This window comes from Citrobacter sp. VF227, from assembly GCF_052950715.1.
Genome location: NZ_JBRFVF010000586.1, coordinates 1 through 438 on the forward strand (window position 1 = coordinate 1; position 438 = coordinate 438).

The window sequence follows — 438 nt, forward strand, 5'->3', positions numbered from 1 at the left end:
TGGGCCATGATAATAACGGCGGTATGGCACACGGTGCGACGCCGGAAAGCAGTGGCAGCTATGGTTTTGTGCAACTGGGCGGCGATCTGCTGAGTACACCATCGCTGAACGCCGGTGTGTATGGCGCGGCGGGACACTCTTCAGTTGACGTGAAAGATGATGATCGCGCCCGTGCCGGAACGGTCCGTGATGATGTGTACAGCCTGGGGGGTTATCTGACGGCAGTACATGCGAACAGCGGACTGTGGGCGGACGTGGTGGCGCAAGGCTCCCGTCATAATCTGAACGCGAGCTCTGATGCAGACAGCTTCGATACTCATGGCTGGGGCTGGCTGGCCTCGCTGGAAACCGGACTGCCGTTCAATGTCACTGACGGGCTGATACTGGAGCCACAGCTTCAGTATATCTGGCAGGGTCTGTCCCTGAATAACGGTCATG

General features: G+C 58.4%; 1 protein-coding gene. It reads left to right on the forward strand.

The features are described 5' to 3' along the window. A partial coding sequence (locus tag ACU8YC_RS28010) for an autotransporter domain-containing protein (RefSeq protein WP_446896396.1) occupies positions 1–438 on the forward strand: 438 nt, incomplete at both ends.